This is a genomic window from Lentzea roselyniae, from assembly GCF_039537795.1.
Taxonomy (GTDB): Bacteria; Actinomycetota; Actinomycetes; order Mycobacteriales; family Pseudonocardiaceae; genus Lentzea; species Lentzea atacamensis.
Genome location: NZ_BAABBE010000016.1, coordinates 137,627 through 154,564 on the forward strand (window position 1 = coordinate 137,627; position 16,938 = coordinate 154,564).

General features: G+C 70.7%; 17 protein-coding genes and 1 pseudogene. 10 read left to right on the plus strand and 8 right to left on the minus strand.

The features are described from left to right. The first annotated feature begins 10 nt into the window (after positions 1-10). Genes ABFX45_RS27600 through ABFX45_RS27615 form a run of 4 tightly spaced genes read left to right on the plus strand, consistent with a single transcriptional unit; the run spans position 11 to position 4,108 of the window. Positions 11-856: a fumarylacetoacetate hydrolase family protein gene (locus tag ABFX45_RS27600; RefSeq protein ID WP_346132929.1), complete on the plus strand. Its 846-nt coding sequence runs from the start codon at positions 11-13 to the stop codon at positions 854-856. 5 nt (positions 857-861) lie between these two features. Then, positions 862-1,701, plus strand: a complete 840-nt coding sequence (locus ABFX45_RS27605) for an amidohydrolase family protein (RefSeq protein WP_346133003.1) — start codon at positions 862-864, stop codon at positions 1,699-1,701. Beyond that, positions 1,701-2,984: a nickel-dependent lactate racemase gene (larA, locus tag ABFX45_RS27610; RefSeq protein ID WP_109638230.1), complete on the plus strand. Its 1,284-nt coding sequence runs from the start codon at positions 1,701-1,703 to the stop codon at positions 2,982-2,984. Before ABFX45_RS27605 ends, larA begins: the two co-directional genes overlap by 1 nt. Beyond that, positions 2,981-4,108 carry a glycerate kinase gene (locus tag ABFX45_RS27615; RefSeq protein WP_346132932.1) on the plus strand — a complete coding sequence of 376 codons (1,128 nt, stop codon included), beginning with the start codon at positions 2,981-2,983 and terminating at the stop codon, positions 4,106-4,108. Before larA ends, ABFX45_RS27615 begins: the two co-directional genes overlap by 4 nt. A gap of 379 nt (positions 4,109-4,487) precedes the next feature. Here ABFX45_RS27615 and ABFX45_RS27620 read toward each other — a convergent pair whose 3' ends face one another. Beyond that, positions 4,488-4,664 (minus strand): hypothetical protein, encoded by a 177-nt coding sequence (locus tag ABFX45_RS27620; RefSeq protein WP_346132934.1) that lies wholly within the window; start codon positions 4,662-4,664, stop codon positions 4,488-4,490. 60 nt (positions 4,665-4,724) lie between these two features. Between ABFX45_RS27620 and ABFX45_RS27625 the strand changes: the two genes are divergently transcribed. Genes ABFX45_RS27625 through larE form a run of 3 tightly spaced genes read left to right on the plus strand, consistent with a single transcriptional unit; the run spans position 4,725 to position 6,894 of the window. After that, positions 4,725-4,949 (plus strand): AIR carboxylase family protein, encoded by a 225-nt coding sequence (locus ABFX45_RS27625; RefSeq protein ID WP_346133005.1) that lies wholly within the window; start codon positions 4,725-4,727, stop codon positions 4,947-4,949. After that, entirely contained in the window at positions 4,946-6,094 is a 1,149-nt protein-coding gene (gene larC, locus ABFX45_RS27630) for a nickel pincer cofactor biosynthesis protein LarC (RefSeq protein ID WP_346132936.1), read from the plus strand. Before ABFX45_RS27625 ends, larC begins: the two co-directional genes overlap by 4 nt. Beyond that, the gene (gene larE, locus ABFX45_RS27635) at positions 6,094-6,894 is read left to right on the plus strand and encodes an ATP-dependent sacrificial sulfur transferase LarE (RefSeq protein WP_109638233.1); all 801 of its coding nucleotides are present in this window, start codon (positions 6,094-6,096) and stop codon (positions 6,892-6,894) included. The genes larC and larE overlap by 1 nt, the downstream gene beginning before the upstream one ends. On the opposite strand, the gene ABFX45_RS27640 is transcribed toward larE, so the two are convergent. Beyond that, on the minus strand, positions 6,881-7,486 hold the full coding sequence (locus tag ABFX45_RS27640; protein ID WP_211337439.1) for a TetR/AcrR family transcriptional regulator: 606 nt from the start codon (positions 7,484-7,486) through the stop codon (positions 6,881-6,883). The genes larE and ABFX45_RS27640 overlap by 14 nt on opposite strands. Before the next feature lie 86 nt (positions 7,487-7,572). Here ABFX45_RS27640 and ABFX45_RS27645 point away from each other — a divergent pair, with 86 nt between their 5' ends. Further along, on the plus strand, positions 7,573-8,130 hold the full coding sequence (locus ABFX45_RS27645; RefSeq protein ID WP_109638234.1) for an NAD(P)H-dependent oxidoreductase: 558 nt from the start codon (positions 7,573-7,575) through the stop codon (positions 8,128-8,130). Positions 8,131-8,249: 119 nt separating this feature from the next. Here ABFX45_RS27645 and ABFX45_RS46565 read toward each other — a convergent pair. Beyond that, positions 8,250-8,540 (minus strand): annotated as a pseudogene (locus ABFX45_RS46565) (cellulose binding domain-containing protein); the annotation flags it as partial. Here ABFX45_RS46565 and ABFX45_RS27655 point away from each other — a divergent pair. Both ABFX45_RS27655 and ABFX45_RS27660 read left to right on the plus strand, forming a co-directional pair. Continuing rightward, positions 8,523-8,849 carry a hypothetical protein gene (locus ABFX45_RS27655; RefSeq protein ID WP_346132939.1) on the plus strand — a complete coding sequence of 109 codons (327 nt, stop codon included), beginning with the start codon at positions 8,523-8,525 and terminating at the stop codon, positions 8,847-8,849. The pseudogene ABFX45_RS46565 and the gene ABFX45_RS27655 overlap by 18 nt on opposite strands. A gap of 418 nt (positions 8,850-9,267) precedes the next feature. Next, positions 9,268-11,379, plus strand: a complete 2,112-nt coding sequence (locus tag ABFX45_RS27660; protein WP_346132941.1) for a beta-galactosidase — start codon at positions 9,268-9,270, stop codon at positions 11,377-11,379. On the opposite strand, the gene ABFX45_RS27665 is transcribed toward ABFX45_RS27660, so the two are convergent. From ABFX45_RS27665 to ABFX45_RS27685, 5 genes are read right to left on the minus strand one after another with little or no spacing between them, the layout of a single operon-like run. Then, complete coding sequence (locus ABFX45_RS27665; protein WP_109638237.1) at positions 11,353-12,372, minus strand: LacI family DNA-binding transcriptional regulator; 1,020 nt, start codon at positions 12,370-12,372, stop codon at positions 11,353-11,355. The genes ABFX45_RS27660 and ABFX45_RS27665 overlap by 27 nt on opposite strands. Beyond that, positions 12,369-13,748 (minus strand): GH1 family beta-glucosidase, encoded by a 1,380-nt coding sequence (locus ABFX45_RS27670; protein ID WP_346132944.1) that lies wholly within the window; start codon positions 13,746-13,748, stop codon positions 12,369-12,371. Before ABFX45_RS27670 ends, ABFX45_RS27665 begins: the two co-directional genes overlap by 4 nt. A gap of 2 nt (positions 13,749-13,750) precedes the next feature. Then, positions 13,751-14,569 carry a carbohydrate ABC transporter permease gene (locus ABFX45_RS27675; RefSeq protein ID WP_112227364.1) on the minus strand — a complete coding sequence of 273 codons (819 nt, stop codon included), beginning with the start codon at positions 14,567-14,569 and terminating at the stop codon, positions 13,751-13,753. Further along, on the minus strand, positions 14,566-15,525 hold the full coding sequence (locus ABFX45_RS27680; protein ID WP_109638240.1) for a carbohydrate ABC transporter permease: 960 nt from the start codon (positions 15,523-15,525) through the stop codon (positions 14,566-14,568). Before ABFX45_RS27680 ends, ABFX45_RS27675 begins: the two co-directional genes overlap by 4 nt. Beyond that, on the minus strand, positions 15,522-16,802 hold the full coding sequence (locus ABFX45_RS27685) for an ABC transporter substrate-binding protein (RefSeq protein ID WP_109638241.1): 1,281 nt from the start codon (positions 16,800-16,802) through the stop codon (positions 15,522-15,524). The genes ABFX45_RS27680 and ABFX45_RS27685 overlap by 4 nt, the downstream gene beginning before the upstream one ends. Positions 16,803-16,938: the final 136 nt, after the last annotated feature.

Consider the following 16,938-nt stretch of genomic DNA (forward strand, 5'->3'; position numbering starts at 1 on the left):
AGGAACGGCGATGCGACTGCTGCGAGTGGGCGACCCCGGTGCGGAGATTCCGGCGGTGCTGGACGATGCCGGTGGCGTTTTTGACCTGCGCCCGGTGACCGGTGAGATCAACGGCGACTTCCTGGCCGGCGGCGGGGTGGCGCGGGTGCGCGACGCGCTGGCGGGTTTGCCGGAGCTCGACGTCACGGGGATGCGGATCGGGGCGCCCGTCGCCCGTCCCGGTGCCCTGGTGTGCATCGGGCTCAACTACTCCGACCACGCGGCCGAGACGTCGGCGGAACCGCCCGCGGAGCCCGTGGTGTTCATGAAGAACGCCAACACGGTCATCGGGCCCAACGACACGGTGCTGGTGCCGCGGGGAAGCGTGAAGACCGATTACGAGGTGGAGCTGGCCGTCGTGCTGGGCGCCACCGCGCGCTACCTGGAGAGCCCGCAGGACGCGGCGGCGGTGATCGCGGGCTACGCCATCTCCAACGACGTCAGCGAGCGCGAGTTCCAGCTCGAGCGCGGCGGCCAGTGGACGAAGGGCAAGTCCTGCGAGACGTTCAACCCGCTGGGACCGTGGCTGGTCACCGCCGACGAGGTGGGCGACCCGCAGGCGCTCGGCCTGAAGCTGAGCGTGAACGGTGAGCTCCGGCAGGACGGCAACACCAAGAACATGCTCTTCGGCGTGCACCACGTCATCTGGTACCTCAGCCAGTTCATGGTGCTGGAGCCCGGTGACGTGGTGAACACGGGCACGCCGGCGGGTGTGGCGCTCGGCGTGAACGACTTCGAGTACCTGCGCAGTGGTGACACCATCGACGTCAGCATCGATCGCCTTGGTGTACAACGGCAGCAGGTCGGGCAGGCGTGACCGCGATGCGCCGGATCGACGCCCACCACCACCTGTGGGACCTGTCCGCTCGGCCGCAGGACTGGCTCGACGGGCCGGAGCTTGAGCCGATCCGCCGTTCCTTCGGACCGGCGGACCTGCGTGAGGTGACCGAAGCGGCGGGCGTGGACGCCACCGTGCTGGTCCAGGTGCTGAACGACATCGACGAGACGGCGGATTTCCTCGCCGCGGCCTCCGACCTCGTCGCGGGTGTCGTCGGCTGGGTTGATCTCACCGCGCCGGACGTGCACGAGCAGCTGGACCGGCTGCGCTCGGGGCCGGGTGGCGACCGCCTGGTGGGCATCCGCCACCTCGTGCAGTCCGAGCCGGACCCGGACTGGCTGATGCGTCCGGACGTGCTCGCCGGGCTCCGTGCCGTGCGCGACGCCGGACTCGCCTACGACGTGCTGACCCGCCCGCACCAGTTACCGGCGGCGGTCGTGGCGGTGCGGGCGGTGCCGGACATGGTGTTCGTGCTGGACCATCTGTCCAAACCGGACATTGCTGCGGGCGTGGTCGAACCGTGGGCCACCCATCTGGCGGCGCTGGCGGCCGAGCCGAACGTGACCGCGAAGCTGTCCGGTCTCGTCACCGAAGCCGGTCCACAGTGGACTGTCGACTCGCTGCGGCCGTATGCGGACATCGCGTTGGAGGCGTTCGGACCGGACCGGCTGATGGCCGGCTCCGACTGGCCCGTCTGCCTGCTCGCGGCGTCCTACGACGAGGTCTTCGACGCGGCTTCCCTGCTGTGCTCGGGTCTCTCCGCCGCCGAGCGTGCCGAGGTCTTCGGTGGCACGGCGGCCCGCGTCTACCGGTTGGGGACCTGATGGACACGGTTCGGCTGGCCTACGGCGAGACGGGGCTGGACCTGCACTGCGATCCGGCGGTGACCACCGTCGTGACACCTCGGCACCACGGGGTTTCCGCGCCACCGCAGGAGATCCTCCGCAGGGCGTTGCGCGCCCCGGTCGCGGGCCCGCCGCTGCGTGACCGCGTGCGCCGTGGCCAGACCGTGGCCATCTCGGCCTGCGACGGCACGCGCCCGCAGCCGCGCCACCTGATGATCCCGGCGATCCTGGAGGAGCTCGACGGCCTGGTCGACCTCGACGACGTCGTGGTGCTGGTCGCGACCGGCACTCACCGCGGGAATTCTCCTGCCGAGCTGCGCGCGATGTTCGGTGACGCGGTGGTCGACTCGGTGCGGATCGTCAACCACGACGCGCGCGACCGCGGCAGCCTGACGTGGATGGGCGAGCTCGGAGCCGGCGTGCCGGTGTGGCTCAACAGCGAGTGGGTCGACGCGGACGTCCGCATCACCACCGGTTTCGTCGAACCGCACTTCTTCGCCGGCTTCTCCGGTGGCCCGAAGCTCGTCGCGCCGGGCCTCGCCGCGCTGGAAACCGTGCTGGTGCTGCACGACGCCTACCGGATCGGCCATCCGCGGGCGACGTGGGGTCTCGTCGAGGGCAACCCGGTGCACGACGACGTGCGCGCCATCGCGGCCGCCACCGGCGTGACGTTCGGCTTCGACGTGGTGCTGAACCAGGACAAGGAGGTTGTGGCCGCGTTCGGTGGCGACTTGCTGGAGATGCACGCCGCGGCCGTGCGCACGGCCCGCGGCGTCGCGATGCAGCCCGTGCCGCAGCTCTTCGACGTGGTGGTGACGACCAACTCCGGCTATCCGCTGGACCAGAACCTCTACCAGTCGGTGAAGGGCATGTCGGCGGCTTTCCAGGTGGTGAAGCCGGGCGGCACGATCGTGTGCGCGGCCGAGTGCCGCGACGGCTTCCCCGACCACGGCTCGTACCGCTCGGTGCTGGCCTCCGCGGACTCGCCCGCCGCGTTGTTCGCCGAGATCTCCGCGCGGACCGACACCGTGCCGGACCAGTGGCAGGTGCAGATCCAGGCCCGCATCCAGGCCGCCTGCCGCGTCGTCATGCACACCTCGTACCTCAGTGACGCCGACCTCGCCACCGCCCACCTCTCGCAAACCGCCGACATCTCGCTCGCGGTGGCGGAGGCTCTGGCGGCGGCCGGTCCGGACGCCCGCCTGTGCGTTCTTCCCGAGGGCCCGCAGACGATCCCGTACCTGCTCGAGGCCGACCGATGAACGCCCCGATCCTCGTGTGCCTGGACAAGTTCCGCGGCTGCCTCACCGCCGAGGAGGCCAGCGCCGCCGTGGCTCTGGGAGTGATCGCCGCGGGCGGCCACGCGGTGGCGATGCCGGTGGCCGACGGCGGCGAGGGCACCCTCGCCGCCTTGACCGGCGCCGGTTACCGCCTCCTGCACGCCGACGTGCGTGGTCCCACCGGCCGCCCGGTGCGCGCCGCGTTCGCCGTGCGCGGTACCCGCGCGGTGATCGAGATGGCCCAGGCGAGCGGCCTGGACGCGCTGCCGGGCCGCCCGGCACCTCTGGTGGCCGACAGCCACGGCACGGGCGAACTGATCCGCGCCGCCCTGGACCACGGCTGCCTCGACCTCGTTCTGGCGGTGGGCGGCAGCGCCACCACCGACGGGGGAGCGGGCCTGCTGCGTGCCCTCGGTGCCCGGATCACCGACGCGCACGGCGTCCCGGTGGGGCCTGGCGGCGCCGCCCTGACCACCGCGGCCCACATCGACCTTTCCACGCTGGACTTCCGCTTGCGCCTGGCCCGCGTGACCCTGGTGTCCGATGTGGACAACCCGCTACTGGGCCCAGCCGGCGCCGCCGCGGTGTTCGCTCCGCAGAAGGGCGCCTCACCGCGCGACGTGGAAGTCCTGGAGCGCGGCCTGCGTCAGTTCGCTGCGGTGGTGGCCGCCGCGACGGGCCGCGACCTGAGTTCTGCCGCTGGCGCGGGTGCCGCCGGGGGCACCGGCTTCGCGGCGCTCGCCGCTCTCGGCGCCCAGCGCGTGCCGGGCGCGTCCTTCGTCCTCGGCGAGCTGGGTGTCGAGGAGGCACTGCGCGGCGCGTCGCTGGTCGTGGTCGGAGAGGGCCGTTTCGACGAACAAAGCCTGCGCGGCAAGGCCCCCGTGGGCGTGGCAGCGGCGGCCCGGCACCACGGCGTGCCGGTCGTGGTGGTCGCCGGCGAGGTCCGCCTGTCCGCCGACCGCCTGCGCGAGGCCGGCGTGGTGGCCGCGTGGTCGCTGCTGCACCGCGCCGGCAGCCTGGACGCCGCGATCAGCCGTGCCCCCGCCCTGCTGGCGGAGATCGGGCGCGAACTGCCTGCGGTGGTGGCGCGAGGAGGAGCGGCATGACGCGGTCGGACGCGGTCGATCTCGGCTTCGCGCGGGTGGACGTGGGTCGTGAAGCCCGTCAGGGGTTGCCTGAGGTCATTTACGGCACCGGTAAGACGGCTTCGGAGATCGCTTCGATCGCGCGGACGTTGTTGCGGCACAACGCCGGACCGGTGCTCGCGACTCGGGTGGATGCGGAGACGGCGGCTGTCGTGCTGGCTGCGGTGCAGGGTGGTTCGGCTGCTGGCTCGCGGGTGGGGGATGCGTCGGCTGCTGTTCTGACTGCGGTGGGGGATGGTTGTGCCGTAGAGGCGCGGGTGGACGCCCTGCACGAATCCTGCAGCGGTGCAGCGGCCGCGTCCCAACCAGATGCCGCAGCCACCGCGCTCCCACCTGGCATCTACGACGCACCCGCCCGCCTGCTCGTCTGGCGCCCCGCCGCCCCCATCGGGTTCTCCGTGGTGGTCGCCGCCGCCGGCACCGCCGACCAGCCCGTCGCCCGCGAAGCCGCCGCCATCGCCGCCGCCGTGGGCCTCACCGTCACCACGGTCACGGACGTCGGCGTGGCCGGCTGCACCGCCTCCTCGCCGAACAGGAACGCCTGCGCGCCGCGGACACCGTCATCGTCGTGGCCGGGATGGAAGGTGCCCTCGCCAGCGCGATCGGTGGGCTCGTGGAGTGCCCGGTGGTCGCGGTTCCCACCTCCACCGGCTACGGCGCGGGGTTGGAAGGGATCACCGCGTTGCTCGCGATGCACGCGTCCTGCGCGGCCGGCATCACCGTGGTGAACATCGACTCCGGGTTCGGCGCGGCGATGGCCGCGTTCCGCCTGTCCCGTGTTGCCCGCCGGAGGGTCTCGTGAGCCGTGTCTGCGTCATCTCGCCCTTCACCGGTCTGGCCGGGGACATGCTGCTCGCCGCCCTCGTCGACGCGGGCGCACCGCTCGACGCGATTCGCGCCGCCGTCGCCGACACCGGGCTGACCGGCTGGGACCTGACCGTCACGCAGGTGCTCACCCACGGGCTGGCGGCAAGCAGGGCCGATGTCTCGGTGTCCGACGGCGCGACCAGTCGCAAGGCGAAAGAGCTGATCGCCATGGCGGGCAGGGTTCGGCAGCGCGCGGTGGCGGAGGTTGCGACCAAAGCCCTGTGTGCCATCGCCGAGGTCGAGGGACGGTTGCACGGCGAGGATCCCGGCGAGGTGCACCTGCACGAGCTCGGCGGGCACGACACCCTCGTGGACATCGTCGGCGCCGCGGCTGCCCTGCACGCGCTGGACGTCAGCGCTGTCCACTGCGAGCCGTTGCCGCTCGGCAGCGGTGGAGTCCGCACGGCGCACGGGATCCTGCCCTGCCCGGCCCCGGCGACGGCGGCACTGCTCGAGAACGCGGTCGTCACCGGGACCGAGCTCAAAGGCGAGACCGTCACGCCGACGGCGGCCGCGCTGCTGCGAGCGGTCAAGGCCGACTTCGGGTCGCCGCCCCCGATGCGGCTGGCCGTCACCGGGTACGGCACGGGCACGCGGACGCTGGCCGACCGGCCCAACATCGCGGTCGTGCGGCTCGGCGACGTGGAGACGGACCAGGTGCGGGACCTGGTGTTGCTGGAGACCAACCTCGACGACGTCAGCGGCGAGGTGCTCGGGTACGTCGTCGGCCGCCTGCTCGAAGAAGGCGCCCTCGACAGCTGGGTCACGCCCGCCGTGATGAAGAAAGGACGGCCGGCGCACGTCCTGCACGCCCTGGTGACGCCCGAGACGGCCGACGAGATCGAGGGACTGATGTTCGCCGAGACCGGAACCCTCGGCGTGCGGCGAAGCACAGTGCGTCGCACGGCCGCGGCTCGCACCACGGACGTCGTGCACGTTCACGGCGTGCCGGTGCGCCGCAAACACGGTCCGCACCACGGCAAGCCCGAGTACGACGACGCCGTCGCGGTGGCCAGGCGGACGGGGCTGCCGCTGCGCACCGTGCTGGCACTTGCGGCGCAACAGCCGGAGGAGCGTTGATGGACCCCGCCGCGCAGCTCGTCACCAGGCTCGCCGAGATCGGCCCGCTCGCCGTGGCTTTCTCCGGCGGCGCCGACTCCGCTCTCGTCCTCGCCGCCGCCGTGCGCGCGAACGGACCTGACGCGGTCCTCGCGGTCACGGCCGACTCGGCCAGCCTCGCCGCCGCCGAACTGGCGCACGCCAAGGCCTTCGCCGACGCCGCCGGGGTGCGGCACATCGCGCCGGGCACCACCGAGCTGGACAACCCCGGATACGCCGCGAACGGCCGTGACCGTTGCTACTTCTGCAAGTCCACGGTTCTGGACGCAATCACGGCAACGGCACGGGAGCACGGGCTGGCGGCGGTGGCGACCGGGACGAACGCCGACGACGCACGGGACCCGTTCCGGCCCGGCATCCGTGCCGGTGACGAGATCGGCGTGCACACGCCGTTGCGCGACCTGGGGATGACCAAGGCCGACGTCCGCGCGCTGAGCCTCCACTGGGGACTGTCCACCTGGGACAAGCCGGCCATGCCGTGCCTGGCCAGCCGGGTCCGGTACGGGCTGGCGATCACACCAGCGCGCCTGGCCAGGGTCGAGCGCGCCGAGGTGGCCGTCCGGGCGTGGCTCGCCGGGCGCGGCACGCCCACCAGGGATCTTCGTGTGCGTGACCTCGGGGACGTCGGACGGGTCGAGCTCGACGCACATCTGGCCGTCGACACGGCGATCCGCGCCGCACTGGCCGAGGTGGTTCGCACGGCGGGTTTTGCCGAGGCCGAGCTGGCGGAGTTCCGCTCAGGCGCGCTCAACCACGAGTGACCAGCCGGTCGACCAGGTCGTGCCAGCCGGCCTCCACGCGTTCCGGCGACATGCCGTGGTTGCGCACGAGATGGTCCACCAGCACGACGTCCACCGACGACAGCAGGGTGTGCGCGAGCACTTCCGCGTCGGCGTCCGGGAGGACCGCGCGCACGAGCGCCGCGACGTGGGTGTGGCGCACCCGCCTGGCCGGCACCGCGAACCGCCGGGCGGGATCGGGCTCGGCGGCCAGGTAGAGGTCGAGGTGCGCGCGTTCGTGGCGCAGCAGGGCCGGTCCGAACGCCCTGAGCCGGGCGGCGGCGTCGGCATCGGGACCGAGCGGCGGCGGGCCGGAGAGGAACGCCGCCTGGAACAGCTGCTCCGAGTGGTCCAGCAGGGCCTGGAGCAGTCCGTTGCGGTCACCGAAGCGGCGGGACACCGTGCCCTTGCCGACCCCGGCCTCGGCGGCCACCGACTCCATCGTGATCGCTGCCGCGCCGTGCGAGGCCGCCAGCCTGGCCGCGGCTTCCAGCAGGCGGGCGCGGTTGCGCACCGCGTCCGCGCGCAGGTTCGGCCCCTCGCCGATGAGGGGCAGGTGTGTGCTGTCGATCACGTCAGCAGCCTAGCCGGAAGATAAACGGGCCGCGTCCCGTTTACGGTGGTGATCGTCCAACCACAACCTCCACCCGGGAGTACGTCATGGCCGTCCGCATCCTCACCCTCGTCGGCAGCCTCCGCGCCGGATCGCACAACCGCAGGCTCGCAGAGGCCGCGGCTCAGATCGCTCCGGAGCACGTCGAGGTCGGCCTGTTCGAGGGCCTGGACACCGTGCCGTTCTACAACGAGGACCTCGACGCCGAGGGCACCGTCCCCGCCGCCGCGACCAGGCTGCGCGAGGCCGCCGTCGAGGCCGATGCCCTCCTCCTGGTGTCGCCCGAGTACAACGGCACCATTCCCGCCGTGCTGAAGAACGCCATCGACTGGCTGTCCCGTCCCTACGGTGCGGGCGCCCTGTCCGGCAAGCCCGTCGCCGTCGTCGGCACCGCGTTCGGCCAGTACGGCGGCGTGTGGGCCCAGGACGAGGCCCGCAAGGCCGCCAAGATCGCCGGCGGCGTGGTCGCCGACGACCTGACGCTCTCGATCCCGGCCTCGGTGGTCCGGTTCGCCGACCTGCACCCGGTCGACGACCCCGAGGTCACCGAGAAGCTGACCGTGGTCATCGAGGGTCTGGCCTCCCGCGCCACCGCCACCGTCTGACCTCCGGTCACGTCGTGCAGGCCACCTGGTTGAGCGCGACGGCCGAGGGAGCGGCGGTCGTGCCGTTGGCGGTGTAGCCCAGCGACACGGCCGCTCCCCGGACTCAAAGCGGGGCTGTGCGACGGCGCCGTCACCGTGACCGTCGTGCCGGTCTGGGTGAAGGTGCCGTTCCAGCCGTTGGAAACGGTCGTCCCGGCGGCCAGGGTGAACATGACCGACCACGGGTTGGCCGCGCTCGTCGCGGTGTTGGTGAAGGTCAGCGCGCCCTGGAAGCCGTCCTGCCAGGAGTTGTCCAGCTTCCACGCCGCCTTGCACCCGCCCGTGGGCGGGATGAGGTAGGGCTGCGGGATGCTCTGCTTCGCCTGGTTGACCGCGGCCTCGGCGAGATGCCGGTGGCGCGCAGGAAGCACCGGCTTCGGCGGCGCTGCGCGGTGGTGCTGCTCGACTCCGACGGCAGGACGCCGCGGTGGTCCCCAGCGCGTCTGGGCACCTGGATGAAGACTCGTACGGCCCTCAACGGCGTCGAGGCGCCACCGATGCGCGCTGTTGCCCCCCTCGACGGTGGCATCACCTGGGCCGAACAGGCGAGCGGCGGCGGGCAGAGCCGACCGAGCGCACGAATCAGGGCCGCGTTGCGCGGCATCATGTCCGCATGGACATACCGGCGGGCCGGCTTCGGTCCGGCCACCATGCTCCTCGCCCACGTCCTCGACGGTTGACCGTGCCGCCACTGATCGGCCGGCCGGTGCTTCCCTTGTGCAGCAACCGTTTTCCCGTGCACGGCACAAACCCTGCGAACGGTCGCGTTGCACGTCCGGCGGTCTTGTCGCTGACGCCGAACATGCGCCTCGGAGCCTCCTGTGCCGAACGAGGTAGCCGGGTGCGCCACCAGGAGCCGGTCCGAGCGTGGACGTCGATCAGCGGATCGCTACGGCTTTGAGGCCACGAGCAGGTCGCCAGGGGGTCCGTGGCGGTGAACCGAGCGCGGCGTTCGACAGTCGAATCGAGTCGAACCTGGGCCGAAGGGGCGACAGTCGCTGCGAACAACGCGAATTTCCGTTGCGGCACTTGGCAAAGGCCTGATGATCACGATTAGCATTCGCAGGTCGAACCAGCTCCGCCCACGGAGGTCTCCCGATGCCGGTTCTGCCCCCGCGGGTGTTGTTCGGTGCTGCCTACTACCACGAGTACCAGCCGTACGACCGGCTCAAGACCGACCTGGACCTGATGGTGGAGGCGGGTTTCACCGTCATCCGGGTCGGCGAGTCGGTGTGGTCGACGTGGGAGCCGGAGAACGGGCGGTTCGACCTCGACTGGCTCCAGCCCGTGCTCGACGGCGCCCACGAGCGCGGAATCTCCGTCGTACTGGGCACACCCACGTACGCGGTGCCGCCGTGGCTCGCCCGGCAGTACCCGGAGATCGCGGGCGAGCGGGCTGACGGCAGGCGCGTCGGCTGGGGTGCGCGCCAGGAGGTCGACTTCACCCACCCGGCCTTCCGCTTCCACGCCGAACGGGTCACGCGCAAGATCGTCGGCCGGTACGCGGACCATCCCTCGGTCATCGGGTTCCAGGTGGACAACGAACCGGGTGTGCACCTGCTGCACAACCACGGCGTCTTCCAGCGCTTCGTCGACCACCTGCGGACCACCTACGGCGACGTCGAGAACCTCAACCGCGCGTGGGGCCTCGTGTACTGGTCCCACCGGCTGTCCACGTGGGCCGACCTGTGGACGCCGGAGGGCAACGCCCAGCCGCAGTACGACGTCGCGTGGCGGGCGTTTCAGGCACGGCAGACCAGCGAGTTCGTCGCGTGGCAAGCGGACATCGTGCGCGAGTACGCGCGGCCGGAGCAGTTCGTCACCACCTGCCTGCACTACTCGCACGTCGCGCTGGACGACGACGAGCTGACCGACCACGTCGACGTGACGGCGGGCAATCCTTACTACGACATGCAGGACGCGCTCACCCTGCCGGACGCGGAAGACGACGAGCAGGGCTGGAAGACCCGCGGGGTGTGGGCGTTCTACCGCGGCGCGGACTGGATCTTCTCCTCCCGCCAGGAACCCTTCCTGGTCACCGAGACCAACGCCGGGAACATCGGCGGGACGTCGGACAACCGCCCCGCTTACGACGGTCAGTGGCGCCAGGCGGCGTGGGCCTTCGTCGCGCGCGGTGCTCGGATGATCGAGTACTGGCACTGGCACACGCTGCACTTCGGTGCGGAGACCTACTGGGGTGGCGTGCTGCCCCACAGCGGCAGGCCCGGCCGCGTGTACGCCGAGCTGGCGCGGCTGGGCGCGGAGTTCGCCACCGCGGGCGCGACGGTCGCGGGGATCGAGCCGGACGCCGACATCGCGATCGTCTACTCGGCCCCGAGCAAGTGGTACATGCAGAAGTACCCTCCGCTGTCCACTTCGGACGGAAGCCCGGACGGCGGCGCGTACCAGCGGATCTTCGACGCGTTCTACCGGGGAGCCTTCGAGGCGGGGCGGCAGGTGCGCGTGATCCACGCCAGGAAGCTGCCCGCGACGACGCCGGACGAAGCCGCGCGGCGTCATCCGGTGCTGGTCGCGCCCGCGCTGTACCTCGCCGACGACGCGACGGTCGACTGGCTCGCCGCCTACGCGCACGCGGGCGGTCACCTCGTCGTCGGACCGCGCACCGCCTACGCCGACCACGAGGCCAGGGCACGCCAGGAGTCGGCGCCAGGACGCCTCGTCGACGCGGCGGGCGTCTACTACGACGAGTTCAGCAACCTCTCGAGCGACCTGCCGGTGCGCGCTACGCCGCAGTCACCGATCGACCTGCCGGAGAACGCGGTCGCCACGCGGTGGCTGGAGGGACTCACCGTCGTCGACGCGGACGTGCTCGTCGAGTACGAGCACCGGCACTTCGGTCGATGGGCCGCGGTCACCACGCGGCGCCACGGGGACGGTCGCGTCACGTGCGTCGGCACGGTGCCCGGCCGCGAGCTCGCGACAGCACTCGCCAGGTGGCTGGCACCGACGCCGGAGTCCGGGTGGCTGGATCTTCCCGCCACGGTCACGGTGACGACGGGCGCGTCGCCGGACGGGCACCGCGTTCACGTGGTGCACAACTGGAGCGACGAGCACCCCGAGATCGTGGCTCCCGTCGAGCTCACGGACCTGCTGGACGGCAGCGTCGTACCGGCGGGAGAGCGCGTCAGCCTCACCGCGCGGGACGTGCGGGTGTTCACCGCGTCAAGCGCTCGCTCTGCGCACGAGTGACGTCGGCAGCAGGATCGACAACGGCAGCTTCTCCTCGCCGGCGAGCTCGGCGAGCAGGCGCCACGTCATGGTGCGGCCGAACTGTTCCACGTCCTGGCGCACGGTGGTGAGCGGCGGCACCGCCGTCGCCGCCACGACCGAGTCGTCGAACCCGACCACCGCCACGTCGTCGGGGATCTGGTAGCCGCGCGCCTGCAGCACCATCATCGCCCCCAGCGCCATGATGTCCGCCGCCACGAAGACCGCGTCGAGGTCGGGCGCAATGTGCAGCAGTCGTTCCATGGCGAGAGCGCCGGCCTCCGGCGTGAAGTCGCTGTGCACCACGAGTTTCACGGCCAGGCCGTGTTCCGCGAGGCCGCACCGCCACCCGCTCAGCCGGTCCATGCCCACCGCCATGTCGGCGGGACCGGCGATCGTTGCGATCTTCTCGCGGCCCAGTGAGATCAGGTGGCGCACCGCTTCCAGCGCGCCGTTGAAGTTGTCCGAGTCGACGAACGGGAAGGAGCCGCCGGCGAGCGGACGGCCGCCCACCACGATGGGCAGACCCGTCTCGTGCAACGTCCTGGGCAGCGGGTCCTCGCCGTGCAGGCTCACCACGAGCGCGCCGTCGACGTGGCCGCCGGTGAGGTAGGCGACCTGGCCCGCGCCGTCGGACGGCTGGTTCATCATCAGCAGGAGCTGGACGTGCCGCCCGGCCAGTTCGGCGTGCACCCCGCGCAGCACACCGGCGAAGAACGGGTCGGTGAGCACCCTGCTGCCCTGCTCGGAGACCACGAGGGCGATCGCGTTCGCCTTGCTGCCCGCCAGTGTCCGCGCAGCGTGGTTGGGGCTGTACCCGAGCAGCGCGATCGCGCGGTGCACCGCCTGCCGGGACCGCTCGCTCACGTACTTCTCCCCGTTGATCACGCGGGAGACGGTGGACTTCGACACCCCGGCCACACGCGCGACCTCTTCGATGCGCGGACCGGGGCGCCGACTCCTTCCTTCTGTCATGACACCGCGACCAACGCGTTGTCGCGGGCCACCCTGGCGAACCACCTCGCACTCATCTTCGGCGTCCGCACCTGCGTGTCGTAGTCGACGTGGACGATGCCGAACCGCTTCGCGTACCCCTCGGCCCACTCGAAGTTGTCCAGCAGCGACCAGCAGAAGTACCCGCGCAGGTCCACCCCGGCCCTGATCGCGGTGTGTGCGGCCCGCAGGTGCGAGGCCAGGTAGCCCGTCCGGTCGACGTCGTCGATCGCGCCGTTGCCGGAGAAGTCGTCGCGGAACGCCGCGCCGTTCTCGGTGATGTAGAGCGGGAGCCGCGGGTAGTCGTGGTGCAGCCGCAACAACACCGCGGTCAGTCCGTCCGGCCTGACCTCCCAGTCCATGTCCGTCCGGGGAGCGTCACGGCGTGGGAACGACGCGCTTTCGACGCCCACCCACGGCGAAGCCGCGTCCGCACTGCCGTTGGGGGAGGAGCTGACGTAGTGCTCGGTGTAGTAGTTCACGCCGAGCATGTCCATCGGTGCCGAGATCACGCCGAGGTCGCCGTCGCGGATGTGTTCGCTGAACCCGAACGGCTCCAGGTCCGCCAGCACGTCCTCGGGGTACTCGCCGCGCAGCAACGGGTCGAGGAAGATCCGCTGCTGCAGGCCGTCGAGCCTGCGCGCGACGTCCAGATCCGCCGTGCTGCGGGGGTCGACCGGGATGATCGGGTACATGTTGAGCGTGATGCCGACCTTCGCATCCGGCGAGGCCGCGCGGATGGTGTCGGCGGCGAGCCCGTGCCCGAGCAGCAGGTGGTGCACGGCGGCCACGGCGGCGCGTGGATCCGTGCGGCCGGGGGCGTGAACTCCTGAGGCGTAACCGAGAAAAGCCGAGCACCACGGCTCGTTCAACGTCGTCCAGGTGCCGATCCGGTCACCGAGCGCCTCGACGGCGGACGCCGCGTAGTCGGCGAACCGGAACGCGGTGTCGCGGGCCGTCCAGCCACCGGCGTCCTCCAGCTTCTGCGGCAGGTCCCAGTGGTAGAGCGTCGGCCACGGCACGATGTCGTGCGCCAGCAACGTGTCCGCGAGCCGCTTGTAGAAGTCGAGTCCTGCCTGGTTGACCGCCCCGCCGTCCGGCCGCACCCGCGGCCAGGCGATGGAGAACCGGTACGCCTTCAGCCCGAGCTCGGCCATCAGCGCCACGTCCTGCTCGAACCGCCGGTAGTGGTCCGCGGCCGGTTCCCCGCAGTCGCCGCCGACGACCTTGCCGGGCTGCCGGCAGAAGACGTCCCAGATGGAGTCCGTGCGACCGTCGACCGCGGTCGCGCCCTCCACCTGGAACGCCGCGGTCGCGGCGCCCCACAAGAATCCCTGCGGGAAAACAATGTTCTCCATTTTCACCCCTTGACGGCGCCCTGCATCACCCCGGCGACGATCTGCCGCCCGAGCACTAGGAAGATGATCAGCACCGGAACCGTGGCGAGCGTGGTTCCGGCGAGTACGAGCGAGTAGTCGACGTAGTAGCCGCTCTGCAGCTTCTCCAGTGCGACCTGGATGGTCGGGTTGTCGGCGTTCAGCACGACGAGCGGCCACAGGAAGTCGTTCCAGGACTGCATGAACGTGAACACGCCGAGCATCGCGGCGGCGGGGCGGGCGGCGGGCAGTGCGACGTGCCAGAACGTCCGCCAGAGGCTGCAGCCGTCCATCCTGGCGGCCTCGACGAGCTCGTCCGGCACGGCGTCGACGAGGTACTGGCGCATCCAGAACACGCCGAACGCGGTGACGAGGTTCGGTACGATCACGGCTTCGAGCTCACCGGCCCAGCCGAACTCGGCCATCGCCATGTACAGCGGGATGATCCCGAGCTGGGTGGGCACCGCGAGGGTCACGACGACGAAGAGGAACAGCACGCCGCGGCCGCGGAACCGCAGCTTGGCGAACGCGAAACCGGCCAGCGCCGACAGCAGCACCACCGACAGCGTCACCGTGCCGGACACGATGAAGCTGTTGCCCAGGGCCTTCCAGAACGGGATCGTGTCGAACACGCGCGTGGCGTTCGTCCAGAAGTTCCCGCCGGGGATCAGCGTGAAGTCGCCGGTGAGCACCGAGTTGTCGCGGCTCGCGACGAGGTACGACCAGTAGAACGGGAAAGCCGAGCCCAGCACGAACGCGCCGAGCAGCCCGTACACCAGGAACGAGGGCCTGCGGTTGATCATTTCACCGCCCTCCTCGTGATCCAGAAGTTCAGTCCGGCCACGGCGATGACGATCAGGAACAGCACCCACGCGATCGAGGAGGCGTAGCCGAGGTCCAGGCCCTGGAACGCCGACTGGTAGAGGTAGAGCACGACGGTCTGGTACTGGTGCTCAGCGCCGCCACCGCTGCCGCCCGACGGCTCGAACAGCTTGGGCTCGGTGAAGATCTGCAGGCCGCCGATGGTCGACGTGACGATGACGAAGATCAGCGTCGGCTTGAGCATCGGCAGCGTGATGCTGAAGAACCGGCGCAGCGGCCCCGCGCCGTCGACGAGTGCGGCCTCGTGCACCTCGCGCGGGATGGCCTGCATGGCGGCGAGGACGATCAGCGCGTTGTAGCCGGTCCAGCGCCAGTTGACCATCGACGCGATGGCGACGTGGCTGCCGAAGGTGCTGGCCTGCCAGTCGACCGGGCCGAAGCCCAGCGCGGTCAGGACATCGTTGACGAGACCGTACTGCGGGCCGAACAGGTTGCCGAAGATGATCGTCAAGGCGACGAGCGAAGCGACGTAGGGGAGCAGGACACCCATCCGCCAGCCGGTGCGAGCGCGCAGGTTCTCGTTGAGCAGCGCCGCGATCAGCACCGCGACGACGATCTGCGGCGCGCTGGAGAGCAGGAAGATGCTGAAGGTGTTGAACAGCGCGTTCCAGAACTGGTCGTCCTCGAACAGCGTCCGGTAGTTGTCGAGTCCGATGAACGCCGGATCGTCGGCGCCCACCTCCCAGTCGAAGAGCGAGACGTAAGCCGTGTACAGCAACGGAAAAAGTCCGATCGCGCCGAACAACACGAAGAACGGCGCGACGAACAGGTACGGCGATACCTTGGTGTCCAATCGGGTCCACCGGTACCGCCGCGGCGGCCGCGGGCGGGGCTCCTGCTCCCGCCCGCGGTCGACCTTGGGGAGAACGGCGGTCACTTGGCCGCCTTCTGGGCGCCTTCAACGGCGGTCTTCCAGGCTTCGTCGGCGTTCTTGCCCTGCTCGACCGACTGCAGCGCCGGGCTGAACACCGTCTCCTGGATCTGGCCGTCGGCAGGGCCCTTGTACTGCGCGGCCTTGACCTTCTTGGCCTGCGTGGCGAACAGCGCGCCGGCCTTGACGTCACCGAAGTAGGCGTTGGTCTGCTCCAGCAGCTCGGGCGCGTCGAGAGCCTTGACCTGGCTGGGGAAGGTGCCCTTCGCCTTGAACGCCTTGATCTGCTGCTCCGGCGCCGTCAGCCAGGCAGCGAGCTCGGCGGCCTTCTTGGCGTTCTTGCTCTGCTTCGGCACGGTCAGGTACGAACCGCCCCAGTTGCCGCCACCGTTCGGGAACGCGTCGGTGACCGCCCACTTGCCCTTGTTCTCCGGCCCGGCCTGGGTCTCGACCACGCCGAGCATCCACGACGGGCACGTCTTGGTGGCGAACTTGCCGAGCTTGAAGCCGGTGTTCCACTCGTTGCTGAACGCCGCGAGCCGCGCCGACTGTCCCTTCGCGACGGCCGCGGTCACCGCGGTCCAGTCGGCCTTGATCGCCGGGTTGGTGTCCACGACCAGCTTGTCGGACTTGTCGTAGTAGCCGACCTCGTGCTGGTTGTGCATGGCGTTGAAGACCTGCGCGGCGCTGTCGAACCAGGCGACGCCCGGCACCTTGGCGATGAACTGGTCACCGGCGGCGAAGTAGCTGTCCCACGTGGCGAACAGCGCCTTCACGCCCTCCGGGTCGGACGGCAGCCCGGCCTGCTGGAACAGGTCCTTGCGGTAGCACATGGCGAGCGGGCCGATGTCCGTGCCGTAGCCGATCAGCTTGCCGTCCTTGGTGGTGATCGCCTCGGTCTTCCACTTCAGCCAGCGGTCGCCCTCGATCTGCGGGCCGATCTCCTTGAGATCGTTGAACTGCCCGGACTTCGACATGACCTGGCTGAGGTAACCCTCTTCCACGCCCTCGATGTCGGCGAGACCGGAACCCGCGCCCAGCTTGGTGAACAGGTTCTGGTGGTGCGGCTGGCCCTGTCCTGTCTTGCGTTGTGTGATCTTGATGTCCGGGTGCGCTGCCTCGTACTCCTTGAACAGCTCCTCGTACCCGAACTCGTTGAACGTCGCGATCGTCAGTTCGGTCTTGCCATCTTGCGTCTGACTGGCCCCGCCCGAGCCGCATGCGGTGGTGGCGGCGGCGGACACGGCGGCACAGATCAGCACGCTGACCCAACGCTGTCGCACGGGAGAACTCCTCTGGTCTCGGCGGGCGGTCTCTGGGAGCGCTCCCAGATGCGGTGGAGTTTCACCCGGTCGTGAAGGTGTGTCAAGGCTCACTCCCGGGTAACCGGAGGAGGTTCGGGGCCTGGCGCACCGGATG

Coding starts and splice junctions, on each gene's coding strand:
- ABFX45_RS27670 (WP_346132944.1), bottom strand. CDS start 13,748: ATGGAGAACATTGTTTTCCCGCAGGGATTCTTGTGGGGCGCCGCGACC.
- ABFX45_RS27675 (WP_112227364.1), bottom strand. CDS start 14,569: ATGATCAACCGCAGGCCCTCGTTCCTGGTGTACGGGCTGCTCGGCGCG.
- ABFX45_RS27665 (WP_109638237.1), bottom strand. CDS start 12,372: ATGACAGAAGGAAGGAGTCGGCGCCCCGGTCCGCGCATCGAAGAGGTC.
- ABFX45_RS27605 (WP_346133003.1), top strand. CDS start 862: ATGCGCCGGATCGACGCCCACCACCACCTGTGGGACCTGTCCGCTCGG.
- ABFX45_RS27615 (WP_346132932.1), top strand. CDS start 2,981: ATGAACGCCCCGATCCTCGTGTGCCTGGACAAGTTCCGCGGCTGCCTC.
- ABFX45_RS27600 (WP_346132929.1), top strand. CDS start 11: ATGCGACTGCTGCGAGTGGGCGACCCCGGTGCGGAGATTCCGGCGGTG.
- ABFX45_RS27625 (WP_346133005.1), top strand. CDS start 4,725: ATGGAAGGTGCCCTCGCCAGCGCGATCGGTGGGCTCGTGGAGTGCCCG.
- larE (WP_109638233.1), top strand. CDS start 6,094: ATGGACCCCGCCGCGCAGCTCGTCACCAGGCTCGCCGAGATCGGCCCG.
- ABFX45_RS27660 (WP_346132941.1), top strand. CDS start 9,268: ATGCCGGTTCTGCCCCCGCGGGTGTTGTTCGGTGCTGCCTACTACCAC.
- ABFX45_RS27645 (WP_109638234.1), top strand. CDS start 7,573: ATGGCCGTCCGCATCCTCACCCTCGTCGGCAGCCTCCGCGCCGGATCG.
- larA (WP_109638230.1), top strand. CDS start 1,701: ATGGACACGGTTCGGCTGGCCTACGGCGAGACGGGGCTGGACCTGCAC.